Genomic DNA, 18,287 nt, shown 5'->3' with positions numbered 1-18,287 from the left:
TATCAAAATATGTCCATTTTTGTCCGTATCTGGTTTTTCTTTAGCTTGGTGGTGGTACTGAGCCTAGGTTTTATCGCTTATACCCTGACCCAGCAAGTCAAACCCAATGTACGACAAGTGGTTGAAGATACCCTCGCTGAAAATGCCAATATCATTGCCCAACTGATTGCGGAAGATGTCTATCACCATCAGGTGGATACACCAGAATTTGATCAAAAAATTCAGGCAGCTTTATCTCGTCAACTGAATGCCACCATTTGGCAGCATCGCAAAGAACAGATTAACCAACAACTGTACATAACTGATCCCAAAGGCATCGTGATTTACGACTCGGAAGGCGAAGCTGTTGGGCAAGACTATTCGAAATGGAATGATGTCTACTTAACACTACGCGGCAAATACGGCGCACGTTCAACGGCAACCAATCCCTATGATCGCAATAGCAGTGTCATGCATATTGCAGCTCCGATTATTTACCAACAGCAATTGCTCGGTGTGGTCAGTATTGGTAAACCCAATCAGTCGGTACAACCTTATATCGAGCGCGCTGAACAGCAACTAATTTATCAAGCCCTCTGGATTGCAGCGCTCAGCTTATTATTGGCGAGCATGGTAGCGTATTGGCTAAGACATAGTATTGATCGCGTCCGACGCTATGCACAGGCATTGGCACCCGTGAATCAGGCACCTTTCTTTTATTCCGCTAAAGAACTCAATCAAGTGACTCAAGCACTGAGCGAAATGCGGGAAAAACTGGAAGATCGTGGCTATGTGGAGAACTATGTCAATACATTGACCCATGAACTCAAGAGCCCCCTCACTGCGATTCAAGCCAGCGCTGAATTACTCCAAGATGATTTACCACTGGCGGATCAGCAACAGTTTGCCCATCATATTATGCAGCAAAGTCAGCGTTTACAGTCCTTGATTGAACGAATGTTGTTACTAACGCGCCTCGAAAAAAATCAGCATGTTTTAGAGTTTCAAGACTTAGACCTAAACGAGCTCATTCAACAATGCTTTCAGCAACAGCATACTGCTTTGCAACTGAAACAGATCCAAATACAACTTGATCTGCCCCAATACTGTTCGATCCATGCCGATCCCTTTTGGCTAAAACAAGCACTGAATAATCTGTTAGATAACGCCAGAGATTTCTGCCCACCGCAAGGAAAAATCGCGGTGCAACTTCAGCAAGACCCAGCCCATCAAAGCATCACCTTGCTGTTTTTTAATGAGGGCGATGCGATTCCTGACTATGCCTTAAACCGTGTATTTGAGACCTACTTTTCTCTACCGCGTCCGCATAATCAGCAACGCAGTACCGGCATTGGGCTGAGTATCGTCCAACAGATTATTCAGCAACACCAAGGTCAGATTAGCATCCAAAATATTGAAGCGAATCGCCTCGGCTTCTTAGCAACACATCAATCTGGTGTGCTCTTGACCCTCACACTTCACACAAACTTCACTTAAGCTTCAAGCCGAACTCATTCGAAGCACATATCGCATATAGATACTAGTCATATCCTAATGACCATGGAATTTCATATGCGTCGCAATTTTATCAATCTTAAAATCGGAGCCATTCTGTTCCTGATTTTGATTTTTTATATTGGTTTGTTTTTTATTTCGAGCTTGGTCTCAGAACGCCAAAGCTATCAACAACAAGTTATTCGCGACATTGCCAATGAACAAATTCGTCCACAGCAAATTGTTGCACCCTATTTAAAACTACCCTATCAAGTGCAAACCACCTGTACCGATGAACAAAAGAAAAGCTATCCCTGTACGCAAACCCTGTTCGTTGCTATCGGAGCTGAAACGACCGACTGGAATGCACAATTTAAGGTTTCGGACAGTACTTATAGACGCAATATTTATAAAGCGATCAGCTATCAAAACTTGATGTCAGGCAAAGGTACATTCAAGGCCATCGATAACGAAACAAAACGTGATTATCTATGGGAAAAGGCTGAAATTATTTTCCCGATCCAAGATGCGCGAGGGCTGAATGCCAAACCAATCTTCAATATTGATGGCAAAGCCTATAAGTTCGACTTTTCTGAGCAAAGCCAAGGACAACGCGGTTTTGACCTGATGCATCTGACAGCGAAGCAATACCCTGAACTGGTGCAAAAGTTCCAACAGGGTTTTAAATTTGGCCTGCAGTTCGAGCTTGAAGGGCTCAGTGAGTTCAGCTTCATTCCAACCAGTTATGAAATGACCTATCAAGCCACAGGTAATTGGGGTGACGTCAAATACGATGGACAAAGCCTACCCTTTAAAAAATCCAGTGAAAAACACCAATTTCAAGCAGACTGGAAAAATATAGCACTGGGTAAACGTAATTTAGAAAATGTGTCGCTGTGCGAAAATAGCCAATGCTTTTATAAAATTTTAAATGCTCAGGATCCACTACCAACAACAGCGGCAGAAACATACGATACAGGCACGCCAGCAACTATCTCTGGCATTTCGACTCAATTCCTAGAACCTGTAAATATCTATACCCAAACCGATCGTGCCATTAAATACGGCGTGATGGTGATCATCATTACCTTTGGTTGCTTCTTTCTGTTTGAGGTTTTAAAACAGCTCAAAATCCACCCTGTGCAATATGCACTGGTTGCTATGGCACAAGGGGTTTTCTTTGTTCTGCTACTTTCGATCAGTGAATATTACGCCTTTTCAATCGCCTATCTAGCAGCAGCAATCGCTTGTATCAGTCTCATCACATGGTATTTATATTTTGTGGTCAAAGGGATTAAACCTGCGCTGCTATTCGGGATTTTGCTCGGTGTGCTCTACGGCATGATGTATCTATTACTGCAATCCAGTGGTAAGACCTTCTTATTTGGCTCCATCCTGTCCTTCTTCCTGATTGCCTGCGTCATGTTCATCACCCGTCATGTCAACTGGTACCAATCCGAACAACAAAGCTAATAAAAATACATCGGGGCGAAGTAATGTCTTCGCTCCTTTCACTGCATTGATAAGGAATAACACCATGTACCAAACAACTTATTTAGCCTTAAAACAACTTAAACAGCTATGTCCCTTACATAGCTCGATTGCAAGCTGTCTGAATCAATTACGGCAAGCCAAAATCCAATTTCTGAATCTGGGGAATATTATTATTTGCCCACAACAACGCTGTATTTTGGTTTTCAAACATCGTAACTTAATGGAAATAGAAAGTTTTTTAGCCTGATTTATAGAAAATTACATTGCAGCTGAATAGCATCAAGTACAATCCCCACTATACTTTTCGATTTGGGAATCACTATGTCTGTGCAACGCCTTCATGTCACATCACGTTATTGCGAAGTTGCAATTTCAGGAAATCTTGTTCATCTAGCAGGCCAATTGGCGGATGATACCAGCGTTGATGTAACCGCACAGACACAGCAAACATTGGATAATATTGATCGTTTATTGGCAGAAGCAGGCACAGATAAAACCCATATTTTATCTGTGCTGATCTTTTTAAAAGACATTGAAAAAGATTATGCAGCGATGAATGCAGTATGGGATGCATGGATTGCTGAGGGGCATCCCCCAGCACGTACCTGCGTCGAATCTAAACTCTATGCACCTGATGTACTGGTTGAAATGACCGTGACTGCTGTTCTGCCTTAATAAGATTTCACTGCAAAATCGTTATATTTCAGCATGCGATCTGCTTTAGGCATCGACATTGAGCTTGTGGTTGAAGCTGCTACAGGTGCAGCTTCAAACAGATCAGGCACTAGATCCTCTCTGAGTTCCTGTTCAGTTGGAATGCTGCTATAACGCAACACGCGATAGCCTGCCAATTCAAGCAAACTGTCTTGATAGTGCTTTTGATGCAGACGATTGACATAGGATTCGTCTGCAATCTCAATAATTGCAAGCACTTGATGCTGTTGGTCTAAAACGACAAAATCCGCAACCAAACCTTGATATTTACGACGTGTATGCGCAAATTTAGTGGTCAGTAAGGCATCAAAAGAAACATGTGCCAACACGGTATGACGTGGTAAAACAGCTTGTAAGCGCATCAAGGTAATTTGTTCTGCGATATTCAAAATACCGCGGCGTTTTAACGGACTATCCTGACGCCTATTTTGTTGTAGGCGACGAAGTGCAAGTGCTGTGATCAACAGCAACCCAACTGTTGTTATAAAATAATACATTTCTAACTAATCCCTTTAGATTTTTTATAATCATTTTGGCTTTATGCCAATTTTTTTAATCAAGAACATCGATAGCAAAGTCATTTTGCAGTGCAAACTTAAGTTTTTTAATCGTGTTTTCCTAGACGACCAAAGTCGTAATAGCCCTCTGCACTTTATTTATAATCATTCACAATCCAAGATTCAAGTCGTTATTGTCAGTTTATGTTTCTATAGGCGATAGTTTTGCGATCAAATTGTGATCACATGACAATTTAGGCATAAAAAAGAAGGCATGAACGCTCATGCCCTCTTCAATACAAAATTAACGATGTGCTTTGGTCTTAGACTTTGGCTTTCCTGAAAATGGTCTTTTCTCACCCGTTTCACGTGGTGGTAAACCATTATGTTGGGTTAATACCTGTCCTTTTTGCGGACGTTGTTGACCTGACTGCGAACGAGATTGGCCTTGACCACGTTTTGCAGAATCCCCTGCAACAGATGAATTCTTTTTGCGTGCCGATTTATATTCACCTTCAGCAGTCCCTTGTGGCTGATAAGTTGGAATCAAATGCTGTTTTGAGTTTCCGATGAGGTCCGCACGTCCCATTTCCTTCAAAGCTTCACGCAATAAAGGCCAGTTATTTGGATCATGGTAACGCAAGAATGCTTTGTGCAAACGACGACGCTTTTCGCCTTTCACAATATCCACATTTTCAGTATAGCGCGCCACTTTAGACAATGGGTTCTTGCCTGAATAATACATTGTGGTCGCAGTAGCCATTGGCGATGGATAGAAGGTCTGCACCTGATCGGCACGGAAACCATTTTTCTTTAACCAAATCGCCAAGTTCATCATGTCGTAATCCGTCGTGCCCGGATGCGCAGCAATAAAGTATGGAATTAAATACTGTTCTTTACCTGCTTCCTTACTGAAACGCTCAAACATTTGCTTAAAACGATCATAAGTCCCGATACCAGGTTTCATCATCTTCGATAATGGGCCATTTTCGGTATGCTCAGGCGCAATTTTCAGGTAACCACCGACATGATGCTGAACCAACTCTTTCACATATTCAGGATTTAAGACCGCAAGGTCATAACGCAGACCTGAACCAATCAGAATCTTCTTCACCCCTTTGATTTCACGTGCTTTACGATAAAGCTGAACCAAAGGTGCATGGTCGGTATGTAAGTTCTGACAAACACCTGGATAAACACACGATGGTTTACGGCAATTCTTTTCAATTTCAGGATCGTTACAGTGCAAACGGTACATGTTTGCCGTTGGTCCACCTAAGTCCGAAATAATCCCAGTGAAGTTAGGTGCAGTATCACGGATCTTTTCAATTTCACGTAAAATCGAATCTTCCGAGCGGTTTTGGATAATACGACCTTCATGCTCGGTAATCGAACAGAAGGTACAACCACCAAAACAGCCACGCATGATATTGACCGAGAACTTGATCATATCAAATGCTGGGAAACGTGCATTCGCATAAGATGGGTGCGGTAAGCGTGCATAAGGTAAATCAAATACATAGTCCATTTCCTCAGTAGTGAGAGGAATTGGCGGTGGATTGATCCAGACGTCACGCTCACCATGACGCTGTACCAAAGCCCGTGCATTACCAGGGTTAGTTTCAAGATGCAAAATACGGTTGGCATGGGCATAAAGCACCTGATCATCCGCAACTTCTTCAAAAGAAGGTAAACGGATTACCGCCAATTCACGTGGTGGTAATTTATGTTTAATTGCTTTTGATGGAGCAGGCTTTAACTGCACAATTTGGGTATCAGGATCGAGCTGATCACCTTCACGTACGATTGGATTTGCCACAAATTCTTTTTGGAAATTTTGATACTGTGCCAAGGAGTTGCCTTTTTCTTTTTCAACTTCACAGCCATCAATATCTTCAGTCATGACATAGGGGTTGATAATTGGATCCACACGTCCAATGGTATCAATGTCATTACTGGCAATTTCAACAAATTTTGCTTTCGATGCTTTATTGTGCTTATTAATAATAAATGCAGTACCACGGACATCGGTAATCTCGTGAACTTTTTCGCCTTTGGCTAAACGATGCATCACGTCGATAATCGCACGCTCGCCATTGCCATACATCAGCAAATCAGCCTTTGAATCCATCAAGATTGAGCGACGGACTTTATCAGACCAATAATCATAATGTGCAATACGACGTAAACTGCCCTCAATACCACCCAATAACACTGGAACATCTGGAAAGGCTTCACGACAACGCTGACAGTAAACCGTTGCAGCACGGTCTGGACGTTTATTCGCTTCATTATTTGGTGAATACGCATCATCAGAGCGGATTTTACGATCTGCCGTATAACGGTTGATCATCGAGTCCATATTCCCTGCGGTCACACCCCATGCAATGGTTGGCTTACCTAAAACACGGAAGCTTTCTACATTGGTCCAATCTGGTTGCGCAATGATTCCAACACGGAAACCTTGTGCTTCAAGCACACGTCCAATCACACCAGATACAAAAGATGGATGGTCAATATAAGCATCGCCACAAACTAAAATAAAGTCACATGCATCCCAGCCGAGTAGATCCATTTCTTCTCGTGACATCGGCAAAAATGGTGCGGGTTCAAAACACGACGCCCAATATTTGTCGTAATCAAACAGCGCTTTAGGCGCAGTCTGCATGGTATAGGCAGTAGACATAGCTTGCGAATCTCGGCTAGCAGATGAAGGAGAGACATTTATCGGGGTTGGTTGTATTTTAACCCCTAAAATGAAAGCCGATCATTTTAACATGAATTTCATTCATTTTCCCTGTTTATAAAACATTCAGGAACAAGGAGATAACAATTTATTTGTATAAAGTTTAATCAAAATATCAATAACAGCAATCAGACCACACTTTGTGATCAATATGATGCCTGACTCGTTATTTCATTCGATCGGATCAGCTCTTTCACCGTATAACCCGATTCTATATAACCTTGACCTTCTGAAATGGTCTGACCATTCGCCAAAGTTGCTTCTAAACGATATCCGCCCTCACCCTTTACGAAGAATTGCGTTTCTATCGTCTTGTTATTTTCTAAGGGCTGGAAAAATATCTCATGCTGCACACCTGCTGTTTCCACATGTAGCTTCAGCTTACTAATCGTTTGCCCGCTGTGATTTGAGATTTGCATGTGGACTAAGGGCTGAAACCAATAATTAAAGCCCGCAGTTAAAGCACCAGCAAAAAAACTGATCAACAGTGCGATCAGCAAAATGATGATATATAGCAGTTTCTTAAATCTCATAAACACCTGACCCATCATCTGAATGGATGATTGTGAAGCAACAATCATCCATGAGGCCTTATATTAAAACTTAGCGCGCAGCGTGAGCTTCATATTTCTTGGTTCACCATAACGATTAGAATCCGTTGTTAAATACGAGTAGTATTTTTTATCAAGGACATTATTGGCATTAACAGCAATCGTAATATTTTCACTCAAAGGGTAACTCGCCATCAGGTTAACTAATGCATAGCCTTCCTGTTTCGCTGGCTTAGAACCATAGCGTCCGACTAGCCATTCGCTTTGGTAATTGACCCCGCCACCAACGGTTAGATTGTTCGCTAACTTGTAAGTCGCAAATAAACGCGCAATATGTTCAGGTGTGGTTTCATTGAAGGTCTGACCTTGCTTGCTCACATCTTTCTTATATTCTGTCGTATTGTAAGTATAGCCTGCCGAAAGATTTAAATGTGGTAATACTTCCCCACGTAGTTCCGTTTCAATCCCCTCACTAATTACTTCTCCAGCAGCAACATTACAGTACCCTTCTCCACCATTAAAAGCACACTGGCCTTTGCTGCTCTGATCTTGGAAAGCACGATTGATTTGGTTGGTTCTAAAAGCAGCAATTGAGGCAATTAGCTTATCATCATTAAAGCTCCCTTTTACCCCAATTTCATAGACGTTGCCCTGAACTGGGTCAAGCAATTTCTCATTACGATCTTTGACATTCTGCACCACAAAAGTATCAGTGAAGCTTGCATAACCCGTATATGTATCATTGAAGTCATAAGTTAAACCCACATAAGGCGTCCAGATATTATCTTTCTTATAATGAACCGCACGACTATCAACAAACTGACCTGTAACATTACTTTGATATTCTGAGTCATATTTGAATTGGCTCTCACGTACGCCTGTAATCAATTTTAATGAATCAGCTAAGTTCCAACGAGTGGTCAGATAAAATCCCGTTTGCTCGGTTGTTAAATATGAACGACCGCCATCTTTATCATAACGCGGCGCAGCATAAGGCAAGTTGTAAGGGCTAAAACTAAATACATTCACTAGCATTTGCTCAACACCAGCAGGTTTAGTCTTGGCTTGTCGATCCCACAATGAGCCATCTGCCATTATGGTATCCCAACTACTCCACTGACCAGGAGTATCACTTTTCTGGTGATTGATCCCTGCAACAAGCTCATGTTCACGTCCTAACAAGCTAAATGTGCCTTTAGTAAAGAAATCGAATACATCTAGTTGCTGGTTATAACGGTAGCCATATTTGTTGATTGTTGCCTTCGGATTATTCTTATCAATTGCACCTGTGTTAGCAAAAGCAAGACTGGTAAAGGCCATATCCATATCGATATCAGCTCTTAAATAACTACCCTTTACCATCCATCCATTCTCAAACTGATGAGTTAAATCAATAAAAGCCTGGCTATTTTTCTTGTCCCAAAAGTCTCGATAATCACAACCACAATTATTCCTATCCAGTCCTATATCAGAACCATCTGAATAACGTGGCAAACTATTCACTGGCACCGCATGTTCTTTTTGTTGGGAATAGCCAAAATTCAGCAAAGTATTTTTTGTCAGATCTGCGCTGATAATCCCGTAAAGTAAATTGCTGTCACGTGTGACAGCTTTCATCCATGAATCACCGTCTTGATAAGCTAAAACCAGTCGCCCCCTTACACTCCCAGATTCATTCAAACGGTTGGAAACATCGACTTCCCCACGAACAGTATTCCATGAGCCATAACTCACTGCACCGCTAGCATGAAAATCTGCTGTTGGTTTTTTACGAATCAGATTCACTGTACCAGCCGGCTCTCCTGAACCTTGTAATAAGCCTGCTGCACCGCGCAAAACTTCAACACTCTCCAGCATCGCCATATCTGGCTTTGAAGAAGCCACATTAGTCGCATTGACTGCAACACCATCATATTGCATCAAATTGGAGTTCCATCCATCTCCCATATTGAAACCACGTATTGAGAAGTTGGTGCGTTCGGTGTTATCGCCCGTTAAAATGATCCCTGTAGTATTTAATAAAGCTTCACCTAAATTGGTTGCGCCCATGTCCTCCATTTGCTTTTGAGTAATCACAGAAACCGACTGAGGTGTTTCTTTAATACTGAGGTTGAGTTTGGTTGATGTACTGGCTTTTTTCTTGGTGTAATTATTTTCTAAACCATCCTCCGCTGTGACCACAATAGTCGGTAATACATCTGTTTGTGTGGTTGTTGACTCCGTAGCTGCGTAGCTTGTACCGATCCAACAACTATAGAGTGCAAGATAAATAATACTTTTAGGAAAAATTCGAGATTGAGAGATAGGATACTGCATGAGATTCTCCATTTAAAATGAGAATCATTATCTTTATATTTTACATTTAAACAACATTTATGTTCATATTTTATGCATTATTTTCTGCTTTAGCTTATCAACGCTGTAAATAAAGGAGACTCAACTTTTGTTCAGGAAACATTGACTGTTTAGAAAACCGAAATAAAACTACTCTCTAAATATCTTCTCCAATTATTCGAATAATAGAGTCTTGGACTTTAACCGCAACGCTAAAAATAGCCCCATTGCTAGAACCACAACCACCATAAGACTTATCCCCGTCCAGCCATAATTTTCCCAAACTAACCCTCCACTACTGCCAAGCAAACTTGAGCCGATGTAATAGCAAAATAAATAGAGTGAAGATGCGACAGCCCGATACTGAACAGCTTGAACAGAAACCCAACTGCTGGCTGTCGAATGTGCCGCAAAAAATGAAAAAGTAAAAATAGTGAGACCCAGTAAGATGCTCCAAAGCGACGGAATCAAGGTAATCAATAAACCAATAATCATCATCACCAGTAATACAGGCAACACTTTATCGCGCCCATATTTAAAGCCCCATTGTGCGGCTTTAGGTGAGCTATAAATCCCTGCCAGATAGGCAATCGAAATCAAACCAATCCATGTTTGCGATAGATGAAACGGTGCTTCTAATAAGTGGTAACTGATGTAGTTAAAGACCGTGACCAAGCAGCCCATTAAAATAAAACCTTGGGCAAATAAAATACGTAGTTTCGGGTCTTTTAGATTTTGCTCAAATGCTGCTTTAAAACGTGAGAATCGGAACGGAAATGGTTTGAAATGCTGTGATTTAGGTAATAACAGATAGAATAAGCAGGCAATCACAAAATTCAGAAAACCAATAATATAGGTTGCTGATTGCCAAGAAATAAAATCAACCAAAACCCCTGCAATCAGACGCCCACCCATGCCACCAATCGCTGTGCCTGAGATATAAAGCCCCATGGCAAAACCGATATCTTTCTGCGCAATCTCTTCTCCAATATAAGTCATTGCCACTGCGGCAACCCCACTGACCGCCAGACCAATCAAAACACGAGTACTAAGAAAGATTTCCCAAATCGGAAAAGAAGCACTAATCAGCAATAAAATCGAGACCAGAAATAAGGCAAATACCATAATCGGTTTACGCCCAAAACGATCAGAAATAAAGCCTGTAAATAGCAGACCGATAGCCAACGCGATGGTAGAAAAAGAAAGGGGGAAACTACTGTGGGTCGGGGTGACATGAAAGAATTCTGCAAAAATCGGCATCATCGGCTGTACACAGTACAACGAGGAAAATGACGCGAAACCCGCAAAGAACAATGACCATAAAATCGCAGTAAACGATTTCGAACCATATTCAATATGGGTTGGGCGTATAACTGATTCAGACATCGGAACTCCTTATGCCCGATCAGTATACGCCTTCGACCGAAATGCGGAATGATCATTTCGGTCATTTTTATCAAATGTTTAAAATTAAAATAATGCTTTAGGCAGGCGAATCTGAATCATTTCATTATCATCGGCAAGTTTGGCATTGCGGCCCGATGAACCTGGAAAATTGTTGTCATTCAATACCGTCAAAGTGGTGCCATTTTCAATAATCACATCTTCAATGGTTTCAAATGGGAAGGCAAACACCTTGCCTGTACCAATATCCCCTTCACGTGCTGTGCCATACAGCCCATTTGGATTGGCAATTTTCATTAAGTCGACCAAGTCTTCGCGTGCCACCACCTGCTTCGGTTCATTGAATTTAATCCGAATCAGTTTCTTATGGCCGCCGAGATTATTTTGACTCACATCGCGCTCAATAATGATGCCTTCTTTGTCATTAAACAGTTGGAAGTCGCCAATATTGGTGGCTTTACTATCCAGTACGAACCAATAATAAACACCCGTATAGGCTTTCTTCTGAAGATCAAATTGCGAGATCAGCAGTCTACCTGTCGAGTCATTCAGCAATGGCTTTTCCAGTAGCGGATACAGGTATTTGCCATCTGGTGAAATCGCCATGCCTTCAAAACCACTACTGCGCCCCACCAATGGCTCAACATAATTGATATTGGCTTTATTCAGTTGATTTTGCGGTGAGCGTAACTCTTGGCTCGGATTAAATGGATTTGGTAAAGCAATCGGAGCATCTAACAACACACCATCTGCTGAGAAATGTAGCAAGAATGGGCCAAATTCATCACCAATCCAATAGGTACCATCTGGCGCACGTTGCATCGATTCAGGATCAAAATCCGCCCCAGTCAATAAGCGTTCTGCCGTATTGCCATTCACAATCTCAAAAGGAATCCGTTTATTTGGATCACGTAATTGAATGAAGCTTTGTACGGATACTTGTCCTGTACCTTTACTTTTGGTTTTAAAATCGGCTTTAATTTTATAAATGCGTAATAAGAAATCAGCAGAGTTATCCAGCGTGCCAAAACCATTATCGGCCATGGCCATATAACTGCCATCCTCATTTTTTAAGGCAGCAGAAAAACCTTGTACGGGTTGCCCTTTAAAAGGAGGATAAATGCCATTGGCACCACTCACCGCTTTACCTGAATCTGGTCCAACGGCATAGGTTGCGACAGGAAGCTTGGCGAAAGAAATCAGCGTAGGTTCTGTGACTTTGTCTGTCGATGTATTCTGATCTTGATTATTGTCATCATTATTACAGGCAGTTAAACCCAAAGCACTACAGCAAAATAAGGCCAATAAAGTTTTCTTGTTCATCATTTTATACATTTGGTAAAAATTTAGGCAAATTAAAACAAGTTTTTATGACGCTTTTACTGCAATAAAATGAAGTCTTTATGGCGAAAAGATGACAATGCTACGCGACATTTTATCTTAGCAATCACCGCCACTACCGCAGCACTCACCTTACTCAAGCTTGATCGGTTGATATTCACCAGCAATCGCAGCTTTTAAAAAGTTTTGAAAGGTTGGGCATTGCATATGATTTTCTGCAGGGCATACCGCAGCATGTCTCAGTCCTTGGCTGATAAAGTGCAGACGTCGGGTCATTTGTTCCAGCCGCTCTGCTTTCTCATTCAGCATGAATCGGTCCAATTCGGGTTGACCACTTTCCCCAAACATATGCGCAATTTCATTCAGGGAAAAACCTGCTGCTCGCCCCAAAGCAATCAATGCCAATTGATCCAAGACGTGCTTGCCATATTGTCGACGTAATCCATGGCGGCCAATCGATTTAATTAAGCCTTTTTCTTCGTAAAAGCGTAAGGTTGAGGTCGTCACATTTGCCCGTTTAGCAACTTCTCCAATATCCATAAAAACCCCTTGACTTCAAGTTGACTTGAACTTGCACACTATCTTTATCGCGTTTTATCCAGAAAAGATCAAGGTGAAAAAATGAATACTGCTGAACTGTTATTTCAAATCCTATATTTGGGTGTTGGTGCCACGCTGATCATGGATATTTGGCTATTTATTTTAAAAAAACTCAATCAGCCCACCTTAAATTTTGCCTTACTGGGTCGTTGGGTCGGTTGGATGTTTCGAGGCAAATTCATCCATACATCGATTGCGCAAAGCCCTGCCATTCAAAGGGAATATGCCTTGGGTTGGCTGGCACATTACAGTGTCGGCATCCTCTTCGCGCTCAGCTTTATCCTGATTGTAGGAGATGTATGGTTACGGCAGCCTCAATTTAGCTCCGCGTTTATTTTCGGGGTGATTACAGTGCTCATTCCCTTTTTCATCATGCAACCGGCCATGGGCGCAGGTATTGCCTCATCTAAAACCGCACAGCCTTTGCACAACTGCCTACGAAGTCTGATTAACCACGGTATTTTTGGCTGTGGTTTATATCTCAGCGCTCAATTGCTTGCACTGTTTCACTGAGGGATCAAACCATGAAATCAATTGCCGTTATTTATCATAGCCGTCAAGGTCATACCCAATTTATTGCCCAACAGATTCAACTCGGAGCAGCACAAGTTGAACAGGTTAAAATTGATTTATTCACCGCTGAACAGTTGATGTCTCAACCCGAGCTACTCTGTCCCTATGATGGAATGATTTGGGGTTCACCAACCTATCTGGGTGGAGTTTCTGGCACATTGAAACAACTGATGGATGCCACTGGCCTATTATGGAAGAAGCAGGCATTTAAAGGAAAGTTAGCCGCTGGATTTACTGTTTCCTCACTGCCCGCAGGCGATAAGCAATCCACCTTGATTTCACTTTTCACCTTTGCAATGCAACACGGTATGATATGGGTGGGCAACCCAATTTTACCTGAGCAGCATCAAGGTGTTCCATATACACAAGCTGCCAATCGTCTCGGGTCATGGTCAGGTCTTATGGCACAAGCTGAACATGCCAGTGCGGCAAATGCTTTTGATTTTGGTGATATTAAAACGGCTCAGCTATTTGGGAAAAATTTTGCATTCTACTTAAGTGCATATCAAGGAGTGATATTCAGGTGAAAGCAGCAAGTCTTTTATTCCCATTGATTTTATCCTGCATGATGTCTTTTTTAATCTCTGGCATCACTACATTAAAGGCAGTGGGTTTTATCGATCATTTCTTTGCGATGTGGATGTCAGCATGGATCGTGGCTTGGATGTTTGCCTTTCCTAGCGTATTGGTCTGCGCGCCAATTGCACAAAGATTGGTGGGCTGGATTCTAAAGAAACGCTGATTTGCACTTTGTAAGTAAAAGCCTACAGTAACTGTGGTGATTGGCGAATATACTGAATGAGATAGATTCACTAATATATCAATCATAGAGAGACAGGATGTCTCATTCAGAACAACAAGAAACACAGGACGTGGTCGTTGACAGGAGTTAGCGGCAAGAAACCAAATATCAGAAAGCCTCGACAGGATGTCGGGGCTTTTTTATTCAGCTTAATATCTAAAACTAAACGATTTACCTCTATAGATTGCATTGACTGTCATCAACTTGCTCCCTACCATCCGCATGTTTTATCAATGACGGTCAAATTTTTCTACGATGATAATTTACAAAAAATTTTCTTTTTCTCGCTTTCACATTACTTTTGCTAAATTGAGTCTCATTTTTTTAAGTACTTACTTCACTGTCGCGTGTACGACAACCAAAGTACCTACGGTAAATCATTCCCAAAAATTATCTTCTGGTATTCAAAATGCTTTTTCCGTATCACCAACAACCGCAAATCGGGTCGCTCCAATCATCCTGCAAACGGCTGAGCGTCACAATATTTCACCACATTTATTGGCTGCACTGATTCGTCAAGAGTCTAGCTATAGAACTCGTGCACGTTCTTCAGCAGATGCCGTGGGTTTAACCCAAGTACGCCCAAAATTTTGGCAACAGTTCTGTCCTGGTGATTTATATGATGAACACGTCAACATCAATTGTGGTGCCTACATTTTAGCGAATTACTATCAATCGACAGGTGATTGGTCAAAAGCCCTCGGCTATTACAATGTTGGCCCTACAGGATATCGAAGAAGTCCATACATGCGTCAGCAAGCTGAACGCTATGCCAGCTCAGTCAAACGCCATGAACAAAGTTTAAAAGAAGCACTATAAAGCCCTGTTGTAAGCAAAAACCTACAATAACTGCGGTGATTGCCGAATATACCGAATGAGCTAAATTCACTAATATATCAAGTATAGAGAGACAGGATGTCTCATTCAGAACAACAAGAAACACAGGATGTGGTCGTTGACAGGAGTTGGCGGCAAGAAACCAAATATCAGAAAGCCTCGACAGGATGTCGGGGCTTTTTTTATGACCCTCTCAAATCCAACCATGACCGTAAAATAACTACTATTGACTCCCCTAAACTGAGTGCATACCATCCTTATACTTCTGTTTGGTATCGGATTCTGGTTTTGCACATCACATCGACTTCTTCTGATCAACATATGGCTTTTAAACCATTTGCATCAATCATTTTAAAGCTCAGCCTTGTTGTGCTTGCAATCAGTCTATCTGCATGTAGCAGTTTAAGCGGATCCTTTGCCAATCGCTCGAATCAACTTTCATCAGGCTTACAAAATGCCTATTCCGTTTCGCCTAGCACAGCAAATCGTTTATCACCCATGATTATCCAAAGTGCTGAGCGCTATGATGTATCACCGACTCTACTTGCCGCCCTGATCCGTCAAGAATCGAACTACAACAGTTCAGCGCGCTCACCAACAGGGGCGATCGGTTTAACCCAAATTATTTCCAGCCATTGGCGTCAGTCTTGCCCTGGCAATCTCTATGATGAGAATGTCAATATTAACTGTGGTGCACATGTGCTCTCGACCTACTATAGATCTGCTGGCAGTTGGTCTAAAGCAGTGGCCTATTACAATGTCGGACCGACAGGTTACGAACGCAGTTTTTGGACGCGGCATAAAGCCAAGAAATATGCTCGTTCGGTTAAACATCACGAAAAAAACTTGAAAAAAGCACTTTAAAATCAAAAAAACCATGCTTAAAGCATGGTTTTTTTTATGGGCTGAATAACGAAATTAAGCTTCGTCAAATAAACCTTCAAATAAGACAGAAGATAAATAACGTTCACCACTATCCGGTAAAATCACCACAATGGTTTTGCCTGCATTTTCAGGACGTTCAGCAATTTGCGCTGCTGCCGCTAATGCTGCACCACTAGAAATGCCGACTAAAATCCCTTCTTGGGTTGCGCACTTTCTTGCCCACTCAATTGCATCTGCGCTATTCACTGGCAGCACTTCATCAACTAGATCTAAGTCTAAGTTTTTAGGAATAAAATTCGCACCAATCCCTTGAATTTTGTGTGGTGCAGGTGTGATGCTTTCTCCACGTTTAGTTTGCGTGATGATTGGTGATTCCGCAGGTTCAACCGCAACTGAATACAATGGTTTATTTTGAACTTGCTCAAAATAACGTGAAATACCTGTAATAGTTCCACCAGTTCCTACACCAGCAACTAAGATATCCACTTGACCATTGGTTGCCTGCCAAATTTCAGGGCCAGTGGTGTCGGTATGAATCTGTGGATTGGCTGGGTTCTCGAATTGTTGCGGCAAGAAATATTGTTCAGGATTTTCAGTGGCTAAACGAACAGCCTCATCCACCGCACCTTTCATACCTTTGGCTGGGTCAGTCAGAACCAGATCTGCACCTAATGCTTTTAATACTTTTCTACGCTCTAAACTCATACTTGCAGGCATAGTTAAGGTAATTGGATAACCTTTTGCTGCTGCAACAAATGCCAAGGCAATGCCTGTATTGCCACTGGTTGGCTCAACAATATGCATACCTGTTTTAAGTACACCACGTTTTTCCGCATCTGCAATCAACGCTGCACCAATACGACATTTTACTGAAAATGCAGGGTTACGGCTTTCTACTTTTGCCAGTACCGTTGCACCCGTTTTGATGAGGCGATTGATACGAACTAAAGGTGTATTACCAATCGCTTCGGCATTATTTGAATAAACTGCGATACCTAGGTTGGCAGGTGTTGGAAATTGCTGATCGGTCGACATGTTATTTCCTTATTAGATTTGGAATGATTCTCAATCATTATAGGCTTGTCAGCCAAGGAGGAAAGTAGAAAACGTAAGATTTATGAAAAGTTATAAATTATCGAAGTGAAATACCAACCTATTCTTATCTTTATGCGGTCTTTTACTTGAAATAATTTTATTAAATATGAATGCCCTACATAGTTTTTACTACCAAAGTTCGCCCTCTCTCCAATCCGCGCAAATAGCATCATCAGCTGTGTTATGTGATAGTAACTCTTTCAGCTTTACACTCAATGGATACAACAGAATTTCATGCTCATCTGTCAGATAAGTAGAGGCATTTTGTTTGATATATAGATCCCCCGACCAAGAAGTCCAACCTAGTTTTTTATAAAATCCATCATCTTCAGGCTGTAATGCAGTAAGTTCATAACCCAAAGTAGTTAAAGCATCGATTAAATATCTTAATAATTGTGATGCAAGCCCCTTCCCCCGCATCCTGTAATCAGTCGTCACATATTCCACATAAGCAGTTTTTACACTGGTATTGTCATTAACAATGAACATTCGATCCGTCCATAGAGCGTGCAATACAATCTTTTCATCCAATATACCGACTAGATGGGAAGCCGTTTGCATGAAGGCATATTGACTCCAAGGATCTTCATCAAAAGCTGTAAAGCATAACTCAGCAATCTGTTCTCGCTGTAATTTATGCAGATCCTGAGCGCTGATAATTTTAAATTGCATGAACTGATGCTCAATTCAAATTATTTATATCTTAAGCAAGAAAAGGAAGAGTATGAAAGTTTTTAGTCAAATCTAATTAGAATAAATAAAATTCCGCGCAATAAAAAACACCCCAACCTCTCTCGAGATTGGGGTGTTTCTAATTTAAAAGCTGGCGATGACTTACTCTCACATGGCAAGTGCCACACTACCATCAGCGCTAAGAGGTTTCACTTCTGAGTTCGGGAAGGGATCAGGTGGTTCACTCTTGCTATTGTCGCCAGCAAACT

General features: G+C 41.6%; 18 protein-coding genes and 1 rRNA gene. 9 read left to right on the top strand and 10 right to left on the bottom strand.

Going from position 1 to position 18,287, the window contains the following annotated elements:
* The first annotated feature begins 9 nt into the window (after positions 1–9).
* The 4 genes from creC (at position 10) to F3J02_RS13715 (ending at position 3,642) form a co-directional block, all read left to right on the top strand.
* Positions 10–1,476, top strand: coding sequence for a two-component system sensor histidine kinase CreC (gene creC / locus F3J02_RS13730; RefSeq protein WP_167250138.1), 1,467 nt, complete (start codon positions 10–12; stop codon positions 1,474–1,476).
* 75 nt (positions 1,477–1,551) lie between these two features.
* A complete protein-coding gene (creD, locus tag F3J02_RS13725) occupies positions 1,552–2,946 on the top strand; it encodes a cell envelope integrity protein CreD (RefSeq protein WP_167250136.1) in 1,395 nt (464 codons plus the stop codon).
* A gap of 64 nt (positions 2,947–3,010) precedes the next feature.
* Positions 3,011–3,214 (top strand): hypothetical protein, encoded by a 204-nt coding sequence (locus F3J02_RS13720; protein WP_005314689.1) that lies wholly within the window; start codon positions 3,011–3,013, stop codon positions 3,212–3,214.
* A 74-nt stretch (positions 3,215–3,288) separates the two neighbouring features.
* On the top strand, positions 3,289–3,642 hold the full coding sequence (locus tag F3J02_RS13715; protein WP_167250134.1) for a RidA family protein: 354 nt from the start codon (positions 3,289–3,291) through the stop codon (positions 3,640–3,642).
* On the opposite strand, the gene F3J02_RS13710 is transcribed toward F3J02_RS13715, so the two are convergent.
* The 7 genes from F3J02_RS13710 to F3J02_RS13680 all read right to left on the bottom strand — a co-directional run bounded on the left by F3J02_RS13710 (position 3,639) and on the right by F3J02_RS13680 (position 13,094).
* The gene (locus F3J02_RS13710) at positions 3,639–4,178 is read right to left on the bottom strand and encodes a DUF2726 domain-containing protein (protein ID WP_167250132.1); all 540 of its coding nucleotides are present in this window, start codon (positions 4,176–4,178) and stop codon (positions 3,639–3,641) included. The genes F3J02_RS13715 and F3J02_RS13710 overlap by 4 nt on opposite strands.
* A 304-nt stretch (positions 4,179–4,482) precedes the next feature.
* Positions 4,483–6,864 (bottom strand): YgiQ family radical SAM protein, encoded by a 2,382-nt coding sequence (locus F3J02_RS13705; protein ID WP_167250130.1) that lies wholly within the window; start codon positions 6,862–6,864, stop codon positions 4,483–4,485.
* A 206-nt stretch (positions 6,865–7,070) separates the two neighbouring features.
* Positions 7,071–7,457: a hypothetical protein gene (locus F3J02_RS13700; RefSeq protein WP_167250576.1), complete on the bottom strand. Its 387-nt coding sequence runs from the start codon at positions 7,455–7,457 to the stop codon at positions 7,071–7,073.
* A gap of 63 nt (positions 7,458–7,520) precedes the next feature.
* Positions 7,521–9,791: a TonB-dependent siderophore receptor gene (locus F3J02_RS13695; RefSeq protein WP_167250128.1), complete on the bottom strand. Its 2,271-nt coding sequence runs from the start codon at positions 9,789–9,791 to the stop codon at positions 7,521–7,523.
* Positions 9,792–9,983: 192 nt separating this feature from the next.
* Complete coding sequence (locus F3J02_RS13690; RefSeq protein ID WP_167250126.1) at positions 9,984–11,195, bottom strand: MFS transporter; 1,212 nt, start codon at positions 11,193–11,195, stop codon at positions 9,984–9,986.
* An 84-nt stretch (positions 11,196–11,279) separates the two neighbouring features.
* The gene (locus F3J02_RS13685; protein WP_167250124.1) at positions 11,280–12,536 is read right to left on the bottom strand and encodes an esterase-like activity of phytase family protein; all 1,257 of its coding nucleotides are present in this window, start codon (positions 12,534–12,536) and stop codon (positions 11,280–11,282) included.
* A 150-nt stretch (positions 12,537–12,686) separates the two neighbouring features.
* A complete protein-coding gene (locus F3J02_RS13680; protein ID WP_167250122.1) occupies positions 12,687–13,094 on the bottom strand; it encodes a helix-turn-helix domain-containing protein in 408 nt (135 codons plus the stop codon).
* A gap of 81 nt (positions 13,095–13,175) precedes the next feature.
* Between F3J02_RS13680 and F3J02_RS13675 the strand changes: the two genes are divergently transcribed.
* The 5 genes from F3J02_RS13675 to F3J02_RS13655 all read left to right on the top strand — a co-directional run bounded on the left by F3J02_RS13675 (position 13,176) and on the right by F3J02_RS13655 (position 16,230).
* Complete coding sequence (locus F3J02_RS13675; RefSeq protein WP_167250120.1) at positions 13,176–13,667, top strand: DUF2938 domain-containing protein; 492 nt, start codon at positions 13,176–13,178, stop codon at positions 13,665–13,667.
* An 11-nt stretch (positions 13,668–13,678) separates the two neighbouring features.
* Complete coding sequence (locus F3J02_RS13670) at positions 13,679–14,254, top strand: flavodoxin family protein (protein WP_167250118.1); 576 nt, start codon at positions 13,679–13,681, stop codon at positions 14,252–14,254.
* The gene (locus tag F3J02_RS13665) at positions 14,251–14,469 is read left to right on the top strand and encodes a DUF2798 domain-containing protein (RefSeq protein WP_004656444.1); all 219 of its coding nucleotides are present in this window, start codon (positions 14,251–14,253) and stop codon (positions 14,467–14,469) included. Before F3J02_RS13670 ends, F3J02_RS13665 begins: the two co-directional genes overlap by 4 nt.
* 315 nt (positions 14,470–14,784) lie before the next feature.
* Positions 14,785–15,348, top strand: coding sequence for a lytic transglycosylase domain-containing protein (locus F3J02_RS13660; protein ID WP_167250116.1), 564 nt, complete (start codon positions 14,785–14,787; stop codon positions 15,346–15,348).
* Positions 15,349–15,687: 339 nt separating this feature from the next.
* The gene (locus F3J02_RS13655; RefSeq protein WP_167250574.1) at positions 15,688–16,230 is read left to right on the top strand and encodes a lytic transglycosylase domain-containing protein; all 543 of its coding nucleotides are present in this window, start codon (positions 15,688–15,690) and stop codon (positions 16,228–16,230) included.
* 54 nt (positions 16,231–16,284) lie between these two features.
* On the opposite strand, the gene cysK is transcribed toward F3J02_RS13655, so the two are convergent.
* From cysK to rrf, 3 genes are all read right to left on the bottom strand, one after another.
* Complete coding sequence (cysK, locus tag F3J02_RS13650; protein WP_078197425.1) at positions 16,285–17,286, bottom strand: cysteine synthase A; 1,002 nt, start codon at positions 17,284–17,286, stop codon at positions 16,285–16,287.
* Positions 17,287–17,475: 189 nt separating this feature from the next.
* Positions 17,476–18,018, bottom strand: coding sequence for a GNAT family N-acetyltransferase (locus F3J02_RS13645; RefSeq protein ID WP_167250114.1), 543 nt, complete (start codon positions 18,016–18,018; stop codon positions 17,476–17,478).
* A 149-nt stretch (positions 18,019–18,167) separates the two neighbouring features.
* Positions 18,168–18,282: ribosomal RNA gene (gene rrf / locus F3J02_RS13640) — 5S ribosomal RNA — on the bottom strand.
* Positions 18,283–18,287: the final 5 nt, after the last annotated feature.

The sequence above is a fragment of the Acinetobacter sp. Tr-809 genome (genome assembly GCF_011753255.1).
Taxonomy (GTDB): domain Bacteria; phylum Pseudomonadota; class Gammaproteobacteria; order Pseudomonadales; family Moraxellaceae; genus Acinetobacter.
Note: the sequence above shows the minus strand (reverse complement) of the source record. Positions and strands in the feature narration are given on the sequence as shown.

Excerpts from the sequence above, each read along its gene's own strand:
- F3J02_RS13695 (WP_167250128.1), bottom strand. The coding sequence starts at position 9,791 with ATGCAGTATCCTATCTCTCAATCTCGAATTTTTCCTAAAAGTATTATT.
- F3J02_RS13685 (WP_167250124.1), bottom strand. The coding sequence starts at position 12,536 with ATGAACAAGAAAACTTTATTGGCCTTATTTTGCTGTAGTGCTTTGGGT.
- F3J02_RS13720 (WP_005314689.1), top strand. The coding sequence starts at position 3,011 with ATGTACCAAACAACTTATTTAGCCTTAAAACAACTTAAACAGCTATGT.
- F3J02_RS13655 (WP_167250574.1), top strand. The coding sequence starts at position 15,688 with ATGGCTTTTAAACCATTTGCATCAATCATTTTAAAGCTCAGCCTTGTT.
- F3J02_RS13700 (WP_167250576.1), bottom strand. The coding sequence starts at position 7,457 with ATGAGATTTAAGAAACTGCTATATATCATCATTTTGCTGATCGCACTG.
- creD (WP_167250136.1), top strand. The coding sequence starts at position 1,552 with ATGCGTCGCAATTTTATCAATCTTAAAATCGGAGCCATTCTGTTCCTG.
- F3J02_RS13690 (WP_167250126.1), bottom strand. The coding sequence starts at position 11,195 with ATGTCTGAATCAGTTATACGCCCAACCCATATTGAATATGGTTCGAAA.
- F3J02_RS13715 (WP_167250134.1), top strand. The coding sequence starts at position 3,289 with ATGTCTGTGCAACGCCTTCATGTCACATCACGTTATTGCGAAGTTGCA.
- F3J02_RS13675 (WP_167250120.1), top strand. The coding sequence starts at position 13,176 with ATGAATACTGCTGAACTGTTATTTCAAATCCTATATTTGGGTGTTGGT.
- F3J02_RS13705 (WP_167250130.1), bottom strand. The coding sequence starts at position 6,864 with ATGTCTACTGCCTATACCATGCAGACTGCGCCTAAAGCGCTGTTTGAT.
- F3J02_RS13660 (WP_167250116.1), top strand. The coding sequence starts at position 14,785 with ATGATAATTTACAAAAAATTTTCTTTTTCTCGCTTTCACATTACTTTT.
- F3J02_RS13670 (WP_167250118.1), top strand. The coding sequence starts at position 13,679 with ATGAAATCAATTGCCGTTATTTATCATAGCCGTCAAGGTCATACCCAA.
- F3J02_RS13680 (WP_167250122.1), bottom strand. The coding sequence starts at position 13,094 with ATGGATATTGGAGAAGTTGCTAAACGGGCAAATGTGACGACCTCAACC.
- F3J02_RS13645 (WP_167250114.1), bottom strand. The coding sequence starts at position 18,018 with ATGCAATTTAAAATTATCAGCGCTCAGGATCTGCATAAATTACAGCGA.
- creC (WP_167250138.1), top strand. The coding sequence starts at position 10 with ATGTCCATTTTTGTCCGTATCTGGTTTTTCTTTAGCTTGGTGGTGGTA.
- F3J02_RS13710 (WP_167250132.1), bottom strand. The coding sequence starts at position 4,178 with ATGTATTATTTTATAACAACAGTTGGGTTGCTGTTGATCACAGCACTT.
- cysK (WP_078197425.1), bottom strand. The coding sequence starts at position 17,286 with ATGTCGACCGATCAGCAATTTCCAACACCTGCCAACCTAGGTATCGCA.